The 11,410-nt window shown below is 62.4% G+C and carries 9 protein-coding genes; 6 read left to right on the top strand and 3 right to left on the bottom strand.

Annotated elements, in window-relative coordinates; translation table 11 throughout:
* The first annotated feature begins 9 nt into the window (after positions 1 to 9).
* The 4 genes from AC1VVM_RS25380 (at position 10) to AC1VVM_RS25365 (ending at position 4,057) form a co-directional block, all read left to right on the top strand.
* Positions 10 to 1,575 carry a PepSY-associated TM helix domain-containing protein gene (locus AC1VVM_RS25380; protein WP_482956935.1) on the top strand — a complete coding sequence of 522 codons (1,566 nt, stop codon included), beginning with the start codon at positions 10 to 12 and terminating at the stop codon, positions 1,573 to 1,575.
* Positions 1,572 to 1,862 (top strand): DUF3325 domain-containing protein, encoded by a 291-nt coding sequence (locus tag AC1VVM_RS25375; RefSeq protein ID WP_132390784.1) that lies wholly within the window; start codon positions 1,572 to 1,574, stop codon positions 1,860 to 1,862. Before AC1VVM_RS25380 ends, AC1VVM_RS25375 begins: the two co-directional genes overlap by 4 nt.
* Positions 1,863 to 1,882: 20 nt before the next feature.
* Positions 1,883 to 2,206, top strand: a complete 324-nt coding sequence (locus AC1VVM_RS25370; protein ID WP_482906480.1) for a hypothetical protein — start codon at positions 1,883 to 1,885, stop codon at positions 2,204 to 2,206.
* A gap of 171 nt (positions 2,207 to 2,377) precedes the next feature.
* Positions 2,378 to 4,057 (top strand): glycoside hydrolase family 43 protein, encoded by a 1,680-nt coding sequence (locus AC1VVM_RS25365; protein ID WP_482906479.1) that lies wholly within the window; start codon positions 2,378 to 2,380, stop codon positions 4,055 to 4,057.
* A gap of 66 nt (positions 4,058 to 4,123) precedes the next feature.
* Here the strand turns inward: AC1VVM_RS25365 and AC1VVM_RS25360 are convergent, their stop codons facing one another.
* Both AC1VVM_RS25360 and AC1VVM_RS25355 read right to left on the bottom strand, forming a co-directional pair.
* A complete protein-coding gene (locus AC1VVM_RS25360; protein ID WP_482956934.1) occupies positions 4,124 to 5,182 on the bottom strand; it encodes a LacI family DNA-binding transcriptional regulator in 1,059 nt (352 codons plus the stop codon).
* A 263-nt stretch (positions 5,183 to 5,445) separates the two neighbouring features.
* Complete coding sequence (locus tag AC1VVM_RS25355) at positions 5,446 to 6,849, bottom strand: MFS transporter (RefSeq protein WP_482956933.1); 1,404 nt, start codon at positions 6,847 to 6,849, stop codon at positions 5,446 to 5,448.
* Between AC1VVM_RS25355 and AC1VVM_RS25350 the strand changes: the two genes are divergently transcribed.
* Positions 6,836 to 7,339, top strand: coding sequence for a hypothetical protein (locus AC1VVM_RS25350; RefSeq protein WP_482956932.1), 504 nt, complete (start codon positions 6,836 to 6,838; stop codon positions 7,337 to 7,339). The genes AC1VVM_RS25355 and AC1VVM_RS25350 overlap by 14 nt on opposite strands.
* 118 nt (positions 7,340 to 7,457) lie before the next feature.
* On the opposite strand, the gene AC1VVM_RS25345 is transcribed toward AC1VVM_RS25350, so the two are convergent.
* Positions 7,458 to 10,364 (bottom strand): TonB-dependent receptor, encoded by a 2,907-nt coding sequence (locus AC1VVM_RS25345; protein WP_482956931.1) that lies wholly within the window; start codon positions 10,362 to 10,364, stop codon positions 7,458 to 7,460.
* Between the two features lie 193 nt (positions 10,365 to 10,557).
* On the opposite strand from AC1VVM_RS25345, the gene agaR reads away from it, so the two are divergent.
* The gene (agaR, locus tag AC1VVM_RS25340) at positions 10,558 to 11,337 is read left to right on the top strand and encodes a transcriptional repressor AgaR (RefSeq protein ID WP_132390794.1); all 780 of its coding nucleotides are present in this window, start codon (positions 10,558 to 10,560) and stop codon (positions 11,335 to 11,337) included.
* The last annotated feature ends 73 nt before the right edge of the window (positions 11,338 to 11,410 follow it).

Here is an 11,410-nt window from a genome sequence, read left to right as displayed (position 1 = left end):
GGCCGCGTCATGAAGCAGAGCCTGCGCCAATCGATGGCATGGCTGCACACCTGGGCCGGGCTGGTGCCAGGCTGGGTGCTCTACGTCATCTTCGTGTTCGGATCGGCCGCGTTCTTCCAGCACGAGATCGACGCCTGGATGCGGCCCGAGCTGCCTTCCGAAACGCGCGTATCCCCGCGCGCCTTCGCCTCTGCCGATGCGGTGCTGCGGGCCCGGGCGGCGGGGGCGGAGAGCTGGTCTGTCTCGCTGCCCGCTGCGCGCGGCGGTAGCGGGTTGGATGTTTCCTGGCAGATGCCCGGCCAAGGCCGCCGCGAAGCAACGCGGATCACACTGGATCCCGCGACCGGCGCCGAAATCCCGGTGCGCGAGACGCGGGGCGGCTTCTTCCTCTACCGCTTCCACTTCGATCTCCATTTCATCTCGGTCATGTGGGCGCGCTATCTGGTCTGCGTGGCGGCCATGGCGATGCTCGTCGCGATCCTGTCCGGCGTGGTGACTCACAAGAAGATTTTCACCGACTTCTTCATGCTGCGCTTCCGCAAGGGGCAGCGCAGCTGGCTGGACGCGCACAACGTGACGGCCGTGCTGGCCCTGCCCTTCTATCTGATGATCACCTACACCGGCCTCGCGACGCTGCTGTTCACGCTGATGCCCTGGGCGATTTCGGCGAACTTCCCGGACCGGCAGGCCTTTTACGCCACCACCTATCCGCAAGGGCCCGAGCGCGAGGCCAGCGGAGAGGCCGCACCCGTCGCCCCGATCGGGCAAATGATGGCCAAGGCCCAAGACCAATGGGGCGGCGCCATGCCCACCTATCTCTCGATCGAGAACCCCGGCGACAAGGCCGCCATGGCCACGCTCTATACCGCCAAGTCCGATTGGGGGAATGGCCGGTCGGACACGGTCTACCTCGATGCCACGAACGCAGCGCTGCTGCCGTCCACACCGGCAACGCCCGGCGGCGCCACCGCGACGCACCGCGTGATGGTGGACCTGCACACGGCCTGGTTTGCCGGCTATGGCCTGCGCTGGCTTTACTTCTTCTCCGGCCTTGGCGGCGTGGCCATGGCCGCGACCGGGCTGTGCCTGTGGTGCGTGAAACGGCGGTTGAAACTGCCCGATCCCAGCCACCCGCATTTCGGCTTCCGTCTGGTGGAACGGCTCAACATCGGCTTCATCACCGGCGCGCCGATCGGGATCGCGGTCTATTTCCTCGCCAACCGACTGCTCCCAGTCGCCATGGCCGACCATGCGGACTGGGAGATCAACGCGCTGTTCATTGCCTGGGGCGGCACGCTGGTCTGGGCCTTCCTGCGCCAGCCGCGCCGGGCATGGCTGGAGACGCTGACGGCAGCTGCCACGCTCTACGCCGCAATCCCCCTCATCAACGCGGTCACCACCCCGCGCGGCCTTGCCCCCAGCCTGATGGCGGGCGACTGGACTTTTGCTGGCTTCGACCTTGTGATGCTGGCGCTGGCAGCCGGCTTTGCCTTTACAGGCTGGACGCTTGCCCGCCACAAACCGCGACAAATACCCGCGCGCAAACGCCGCAGCGGGGAGGAGGCGACGGCATGATCCATTCCATCGTCGCCGTCATGACGATCGCCGGCTTCGCGCTCCTGCTCATGGCCATGACCCGCCATCAGCAGGACTGGCTCCGCCGCAAGCTACCGGCTCGCATCAGCCGCTGGCTGCGCTTGGGCGGCTTGGGCATTCTGACCGGCGCGTTCGCCGTTGCATGCGCAGGTTTCGGCTGGGCCTACGGTGCCGTCGCCTGGTTCGGCTGGCTGTCCTTTGGCGCCGCCCTTACGCTTACCGCCCAAACCAATCGCGAACGCATCCTCGCCCGCCTGCGTCGATGAAAACCCCGAGAACCCCGCGCATGATCAAGCCGCTTTCCATCATCTTCTCCCCTCGGGATAAAAACCGCCATCGCTGGTCGGTCGCCTCGCGCACTATTGCCGGAACGCTCGGTGCTTATGCAGTGACTGCGCTTGGTACCGTGGCAGTGTCGCTGGTCCTCGCCGCACTCGGCGTGACCCGCTCCGAGGCGGTCACCGCCGCAACGCTGGCGAGCTATGCGGTATTCGCGGTCGTGGCGATGGCGGTATTCCACGCCGCCAGTCCCATGCGGGCCTGGGCCTTGCTGATCGGCGCGGCCGTGCCTCTGAGCTTGATTGTCTGGTTTCTGGCGCCCGCGCGATGAACCCGTTCTCCCTGCTCATCGCGGCGCAGCCGCAATGACGTCCGGTACGCCTGGCCAAGAGCCGACACGGTCTGGACGGGGCTGAAACGGCGCTCGACACCCCGTATTGTTAGCGTTACCAATTCTCCAGCCGCGCAGCATAAGTGTGGCAACACAAGGAGAGATGGAATCGTGACGCACCGGACCTCGCGCTTTACCGCCCTGCCCATTGCGCTGCTGTCGCTTTCCGCACTCTTGCAGGCCAATACTGCCGCCTATGCCGCGCCGGCGCGGTTCGATCGTTTCACATACAAGGGGTATTCGACCGAAGAGATCGCCATCAAGCCCGGTGAATATCGCAATCCGATCCTGACAGGCTATTACCCGGACCCCTCTGTCATGCGGGTCGCCGATGACTATTATCTGGTCAACAGCTCCTTCGCTCACTACCCGGGACTGCCTGTCTTCAAATCCAAGGACCTGGTGCACTGGACCCAGATCGGTAATGCGATCGACCGTCCCGGGCAACTCGACTTCAAGGGCCGCCGCACATCGCAGGCCGTCTTTGCACCAGACATCAGCTGGCACGATGGCACCTTCTACATCGTCAACACTTGCGTCGAATGCAGGGGAAATTTCATTATCACTGCCAAGGATCCGGCCGGCCCCTGGTCCAACCCGATCTGGCTGCCCTTTGAAGGTATCGATCCTTCTCTCTACTGGGAAGGAGACAAGGCCTACATCGTCAACAACCGCGCCCCCGACGAGCCTCCCCGCTATGAAGGCCACCGCGCAATCTGGATCCAGGAATACGACTGGCGCGCGGGCAAGATGGTGGGAAAAAGTACCCAACTCATCAACGGCGGCGTCGACATCGGCAAGAAGCCGGTCTGGATCGAAGGGCCGCATATCTTCCGCAAGGACGGCTACTATTATCTAACCGCGGCGGAAGGCGGCACGAGCGTCAACCATTCGCAGGTCGTGTTCCGCTCCAGGGATCTACTCGGCCCCTACATACCATTCGCGGATAACCCGATCCTGACCCAGCGCGATCTCGATCCGGCAAGGCCTGATCCGATCGGATCGGCCGGCCATGCCGAACTGGTCCAGACCCGGAACGGAGACTGGTGGGCGACCTTCCTCGCTGTGCGGCCCTATGCTGACGATTATTATAATATCGGCCGCGAAACATTCCTTCTGCCGGTCACATGGAAGGATGGCTGGCCGATCATCCTGCCGCGCGGGCAGGCAATCCCGCACGCCCTGAATGCGCCAGACCTGCCTGCCCAGCCCAAATCGCCAATTCCGACAAGCGGCAACTTCGAATATGTCGAGGAATTCGACGGCAAGACGTTGCCCATGCAGTGGATCGGCATCCGAACGCCGCAAAAGCCCTTCTACCATCTCAAGGGCGGCGCGCTGGAACTGGATAGCGCAAGCCCTATCGGCGACCTCAACGGTGCTCCTGCCTTCATCGGCCGGCGGCAACAGCATGCCAATGCCACCGTCTCCACAACGATCCGCTATGCCCCGGTCAAGGATGGCGACCGCGCAGGCCTGGCAGCCGTGCAGAGCGACCGAAGCAACCTCTTCTTCGGCCTGACCCGGATTGCCGGAAACACCGTGATCGCGCTCTACACCCGCGACGCTGCCGATGCCGACACGCTGATCGCCTCCGCGCCGATCTCGGCCGCCGGGCCAGTCACGCTCACTATCCGCACGCACGGCGCAACGATGGGCTTCGACTTTGAAGTCGATGGCCGGACGCAGACCCTGAAAGATGGGCTTGACGCGACGCTGCTCAGTACCAAAAAGGCGGGCGGTTTCGTCGGCACGGTCTTTGGTCTCTACCACTACACCCCGGCCGCGTGAGTGCGCGCGCCATGATCCGCACAAAAGGCACAGGAAAGCGCTTGCTTCTATGGATCAGCCGCAAGTTCAACGCATTGGAGGTCTCGCATCCGATTGCCTGCGGATGAGCCGGTAATCGAGTTGCAGGCTAACGTGCCTGGAATTGGACTCGCTTGCTTTGCCGCCTTGCTCAAGTTCCTGACACAAAGCTCTGATGGCCTTGGTGGACATTTCCCGCACGGGAAGCCGGATCGTTGTGAGTGCGGGCCAAATAGAACTCGCCAGAGGCGCATCATCGAAGCCACAAATCGAAAGTTCGCCAGGGACGTCGATCTTTCGCTGGTGCGCGATCGTGACCGCCGCTGCCGCCATGTCGTCGTTGCACGCCAGGATCGCTGTGGGAACCGTCGGCAAGTTCAGCAGGCGTTCCGCGGCGAGGAGGCCGGAGCGATAGGAAAAGTCTCCTGGAACGATTAATTCCTCTCCAGGATGAATTCCATTTTCGCCCAGCCCTTGCACAAATCCTTCCAGGCGCCGGCTACTACCGCGGTGTTGCAGATTACCTTGAATGAAGCCGATCCTGCGATGGCCCATATCCACGAGGTGTTTGGTAATCTCGTAGGACGCTTGCCGGTCATCGACAGAGACAGCCGTCACGCCGTCCGTGTACCGATCAGGGGTGATGGCTACGACGGCAATATTTTCCGCCAAAAGACCCTCGACCAATTCCTGCCAATCGCACAGCGGAGGAGGAAGGATTACACCAGCGGCGCGCCCGTCGACTATCTGGTTGACAAGCCGGGCCGAGGGACGGCCCTGAACATATTGCTCCACGGTCAGGTGGATGTGACGCGCTGCAGCCTCCGCCAAGGCGCCCAGCAAGAGTTCTCCGAGATATGCGGACGTCATGCTGTCGCTGTGCACCAGGGCGATTGTTCGCGTTCCCCCGCCAGCCAGCAACTGCGCGGTGCTGTTCAGCACGTACCCCAGTTCCTGGACCGCCTTCTCGACCGCACTGGTTGCAGCTTCGCTGACGTAGGCGCTCCTGTTCACGACACGCGAGGCAGTCATCAACGATACGCCTGCAAGGGTCGCAACGTTTTGAAGAGTAGGTGGCCGGCGTTTAGGGGCGGGCTTCTTTGCCATGATCTAACAGTTACCTTGGGCTTCCAGACGGACAGGCTATTCGCACTGCAACAACCCTTGTTCACGTTCCGCGTTTGCGTGGCAACCGCAAGCACCCGCAGCTTCAGACCTTGAAGCAGCCAGCGCCTTAAGTTGGATCTCACTTATCTCGACGAAAGTCAGCGCCAAATCAACGTGGCGGCCGCGTTCCCAAGGCCTTCGCCCAAAATATTATGAGCCGCTGTCGATCCCGCCAGTGCTTCGCGGGATCATTCGTTTCGCTGCTAGTGACCGATCTGGCCATTCTCCGCATCCAGATCCCGCAGGTCGCGGCCACGGGTTTCCCGTCCGAACCACGCCACCAGTACCAACGCCAATGTGGTCGGCAGCATCACCAGCGCTGACGACAGACCCATGGACAGGACAATCCCGCTGATCGTCAGTCCCTGAGCCAGCAGCCCGCCCCCCTTGGTACAGGCCGCGACCCAGCCCGTTGCACGACCGCGAACGCGCAGCGGAAAACTCTCGGCCGTATAGGGGAGAACGATAGCGATAATGCCATTCGTGCCGACAATCAGCAAAGCAACCGGAAGCACCGGACTGCCGCTACCGGCCAGTTCCAGGCGGAGCACGAGTAGCAGTCCCGCAAGCGTCAGCGCGATCATCGTCGCGAGCGACCATTTGGTACTCCATCGGCTGTACATCAGCGCAGCGACGAAAACGGTGGGAAAGGCTATCAGCGCGCTTTCGGCCAGCAAGCGGCTCGAGATGCCCACCGAGTAACCTTTTGCGACCAGATCGGCAGGTAGCCAGAGCAACAAACCAAAATTGATGAGGCCCCAGGACAGCGCGCAAATGCTCAACGCCGCCAGCTTGCCGTAGAGGCCGATCCCGGTCAGCGCGTGTGATGTACGCCCCTCTGCGAGCCTTCCCGAACTCGCCCGTGTCGCCCGCGCACCGAAACGGCGCATCACTGCCTCCGCCTCCGAGACCCGTCCGCGCGCGAGCAGAAACTTGGCGGATTCGGGGATAAACGCGCCAAGCACCACGAGAGTGAGGCCGGTCGGCAAGTTGGCGAGCCACAATATCCGCCAGCCGAAAACCGGCTGCAGAATTGCAGAAAGGCCGCTCGCTGCGAAATAGCCGCCGACCGCGCCCAATCCGCCAACCAGAACGAGACTCCAACCACGGTGCCGGCTCGGCATCATCTCGGCCAGCAGTGCATAAGTGACCGGCAGCATGCCTCCCGCGGCTGCGCCCATCATGAAGCACATCGCGATATTCCACGCGAGGCTGGGCATGGCACCGCAGATTGATGTCCCGACGAACATGACCGCCGACAAAAGGATCGAAGCCTTGCGCCCATAGACGTCGGCAATCCATCCCCATAAGACCGATCCCGTCACGGTACCGGCCAGAGCGAAGAAGGGCACCAGCGAAACTGTCCTCTTCGGAACGCCATATTCGCTGATCATGCCAGGCACGGTAAAGCCGAGCGAAGCAGGCTTCATGACGTCGATGATCAGCGCGATGACCAGCACCGCCATCAGCCCCCAGTGCGCAGGCCCGAGCGGCGCATCCTCGGGCGCCGCGACCACGATTTCGGATGCGGCGGTGCGCTGCGCCCCGATATTACGCGGGAGCAGGCCGTAAGCGGCAACCATTGTCCCGACGATGATCAGCGCCATTCCGCCCAGCATCATGCCGTCCATCGGCATGCCCGCCAGACGATATTGCATCGAACGGGCCATCGCGAACATGGGGAGATGGGCACAGACGCCGAGGGTGACGGCAATACAACCGAGGATGAAAGCCCAGACTACCTGCCGATCCGACAGCGTGCTTTTGATCGAATCCATTGTTGAACGCCCCCTCCGGCACTGCGATAGCTACCGGCTGCGGCGAAATGAAGAGCCGTGGCTGCCTGAAGCTGGGCAAAACAAGGCGGATTGTGTTTTACTGCGGATTGCGACCGTCAAACGGGTGAAAATGGGCTTTCGGCTTGGTGAGGATGACGTCATCATCAAACCTTCACTGGCCAATTCATGTGTTGACCCCGGCCAAACTTCCCCGGCGTCGTCTAGGCTGCCGTTGATCGAACTGCCCTCCGATAACAGGCATTCATTGACGCGCCTTCCGACGGGTATTTTCTATCCGATATGCGCTCTGCGCAGGTAATTTCGCCTCTGTTCAGTGAAGGGACCGGAGGATCATTTCAGACTGACGGGCTGCATCCCGCCCCCGAGCCGAGGGCGAGATGCAGCACGCGACCAAAATGATCGGTCCCTTTACCCCGTCAGAGACGAGCGCGGACCCCGAAGAAGAACGAACGACCCGAATATTCGTAGAAATTGGGCAGATTACGATAATCGTTGAACCGCTTGATCGCCGAACCCAGCAAGTTCGAGCCCTGCACGTAGACCGAGAAATTATCGGTCAGGTCGTAAGACAGGCTCGCCGACATCTCATGATAGGGCTCTTCCTTCACGGGCAGGTAGGCAAGGCTGCCGGCCTGGGCATACGTGAAGCGCGACTGATAGCTATACGAAACCTGCGCGCTGATGCCGTGATTTTCGTAGAACAGCTTGGCATTGGCGGAGAAGGGAATCGCACCCGGAAGATCGGTGGTAATGCCGCCGGTCTTCGCGCGCGAGCGATTGTAGGTGAGGTTCGCCTGAAGACCGAACCCGTTATCCAGGAAGTATTGCCCCCCCACTTCGAGGCCGTAGACGTTCGCACTGTCGCCGTTCATCACTTGATATTCGACGAACGAGTAGCCCTGCGGCTGATTGGCGGGCTGGTTGGTCGGCGTGATCTGCACATCCACCGGCACTGTCGAGACGAAGTTGGTGATATGCTTGTAGAAGGCCGCCGCCGTGAGTGCGAGACGGTTGGTCGGATAATATTCCAGGCTGATGTCGAGCTGGTTGGCCTCGGTCGGCTTGAGGTTCGGGTTGCCGGCATCATAGATGATGTAAGTGCCGGACTGCGCCGAAGTGGCGTCCTTCGCCGGCGAGAGCTCTCCGAAGCTGGGGCGCGAGATCGCCTGCGAGGCGGCAAGGCGCAGACGCAGCCCATCGGCCAGATCATAGGAGAAGTTCGCCGCCGGCAGCAGGCGCATATAGTCGCCGCCCCCCTCGATGGGCTCGACCGGATTGAAGGTCACTGCGTTGTCCTGCGTACCGGCGCGCGGGATGATGCTGGCGATGCTGGCACCGTAGCCGACCGAGGACACCTTGGTGGCCACCAGACGCGCGCCGATGTCGGCGCGCCAGCGATCACCCTCAAGGTTGAACATCACGTAGCCCGCCCAGGTCCGCTCCTTGATGCGATAAGAGGCGGGCAGGTCTTCCTCGATGACCTGCGTCGAATAACCCGAAGGATATTGGGAAAGCGTGCAGCCCGGGATGGTCGCGCCGGTATCGTCAAGGCAGCTGTTGGGATTGAGGATCGCCGGGTTGTTCTCGGCACGGGACAGCGCCGAGAGGTAGGTGTCGATATCGAAGCGCGGGAAATTGCGCGGGAAATCGCCCTCAAGCTTGCCAAGGATCGAGCCACTGCCCGGCTGCACGACGTCCGCGCCCAGTTGCCCGAATGTGAAGGGGTAGCCGCAGAAGTTGCACGAGCTGGTATACTGGTTGTCGATCGTGGCGACGGTCTTCTTGCGATTGGTATAGGCGACGCCGAACTGGATCGACTTGAACACGCCGTTGTCGACGTCATAGGAGCCGTCGCCCTTCAGACCCTGCGTGCGGTCGGAGATGTTCTGGCCCTGAATACCGATATAGTGGGCCCGGAAATCGTCGTTCGTGGCCTCGTCCAGCGTACGCCCGCCGGGGATGGTGATGTCGAGATCCGGCAATCCGCCATTTCGCGTCGCGAAATCGGCCGAGGCACCGGTGATGCCCGCCACCACGAAGCGGTTCTGGCCGCCGGTATTGTCGCGCGCCTCACCGACGTAGCCATCGAAGCCGAATTTCAGGCGGTCACTCGCCTTCCAGTCGATGTGGCCACCGATCTGCCAGGTCTGGCTCTTGCGCGGTTCGTCGGTGGTGAGAACTTCGGCAGTATAGTCGTTGATGGAGAAGCCGGTGACGACGTGGTTGGCATCGACACTGATCGAATCCGGATCCCAGCGCGGCGAACCATCGTCGCCCAGCGGGTTGAGGTAGTTCGACGAGCGATAGTTATGCTGCTTGACGTCGAAACGGCTGTAGAGACCGTCGATGGTCAGTTCGAACGCGCTTGACGGTTTCCACTGGAACGATCCGGCCGAGCCGATGCGCTCGCGCTGGCCCACCACGGTGCCGACGCTGTAGTAGTCCGGCCAAATGTAGGCGGGGCCGTTCTCATCGGGATCGACGCGGCCGTCGCGATTGAAATCGATGCCGTATGCCGCCTCGGTGCCGTCCGCCAGCGAGTATTCGCCCAGATTGTCGGTCCGGAACTTGTACTTGTTATAGCTAACGCCCAGCATCAGGCCCATCGTGTCGTCGGCGAACGTGGTGCTGACGACGCCGCTGACCTTGTAGCCCCCCTTGTCCGCCAGATCGTTGTACTGGCCCTCGACCGCGCCCGAGGCGTGGAGGCCGGGACGATCGAGCGGGCGCGCGGTGCGCAGATCGACATTGCCGCCGATGCTGCCTTCCAGTTCGGACGCGCGGACCGCCTTCTGCACTTCGGCGCCCGAGATGATCTCGGAAGGAAGAACGTCAAAGGCAAAAGAGCGGTCCGGCCCGTCGGTCGGGAGGATTCGACCGTTGAGGGTGGTGATCGCGAAATTCTCGCCAAGGCCGCGAATGGTGATCGAGCGGCCCTCGCCGCGCCCGTCGCGGCCGACGGTGACGCCGGGGATGTTGGCAAGCGCCTCGGCAACGTTGCGATTGGGAAACTTGCCCAGTTCTTCGGACGAGATCGCGTCGACGATAGTGTCGGCGCTGCGCTTGGCCTGGATCGAGCGGAGCAGGCTGCCGCGCACGCCGCGGACGACGATGGCCTCGGCAGTGGCGGCGTCGGCGGCGGTCTGCGCGCTGTCGGCGGAAACCGTCGTATCGGCGGCAACGGCATCGGCGGAGGCGGGGGCGGTGGCGGTGGCGGCATTCGGGCCGTTATCCTGCGCGGCCTGGGCCTGAGAAGCGGCGAGCAGCGCCATGGTGCTGGCCCCGGCAAGCGCTGCGTGGCGCCAGGTGATACGTCCCGTCATGTTTCCATACCCCTTGTCACGTCGCCGTAGTCCGTTGCGGGATTTCGCGTGATTCCCGTCGCCATGGCGTACTATATTTCGTTTTGGTAACTTGGATGTCCGATATCTGTCAAACAGAAACGAAACGAAACATCGCTTAATGTTTGTCGCAGCGCGTCGGCGCTGATAATGCAGTGCTTCGCAGGAGAATCTGATGGTCATCACCCGGGACACGAGCCGCAGACGGCAGGAAATCAGCACACTCGTGCGTGAGCGCGGCAGTGTGCAGGTCACCGACCTGTCCGAACGCTATGGCGTTTCGATGCAGACGATTCGCAAGGACCTTCATTTCCTTGCGAAGAAGGGCGTGGCCGAACGCTCTTACGGCGGCGCCATCTCGGCCGACGCCGTCAACGTCGTTGCCGAGCCGCCGCTGGAAACCAAGCGGGCGGCCAATCCGGACGCCAAGGCGCGCATTGGCGCGTTGGCGGCGGCTATGGTCAGGCCGGGGGATTCAGTGGTGCTCGATTCCGGCACAACCACGCTGCAAATCGCGCATCATCTGCCGGATGACGAGGAAATCACCGTCCTCACCAACGATCTCGACATCCTCTGCGCACTGGCCCGCAAGGAGCATATCCGCGTGGTCATGCTGGGCGGCGCCCTGCGGCGGCGCAACCGCGCCTTCTACGGGGCGCAGACCGAAAGCGCGCTCAGCGATCTGCACGTGGACAAGCTGTTCCTCGGCGTCGACGGTTTCGATTTCGAGCGCGGCATCACCACGCATTACGAACCCGAAGCGATGCTGAACCGAAAGATGGCGAAAGCGGCGCAACAGGTCATCGCAGTGACCGACCGCTCTAAATTCGGCAAGGTCTGCCTGCACCGCATCCTCAATGTGGAGGAGATCGACGATCTCGTCACCGATGCAACCGAGGAAGACGCGGTTCAGTCTGCCGCCGACCGACTGGGCTTCCGCCTCCACCGCGCCTGACGGCTTTGGTGCACTTCAGGTAGCGTTAGGGTACGCTTAGGTGCCTTCAACGCCGCCCCCTCGCAATGACGGG

This window comes from Novosphingobium sp. BL-S-33 (assembly GCF_056857025.1).
Note: the sequence above shows the minus strand (reverse complement) of the source record. Positions and strands in the feature narration are given on the sequence as shown.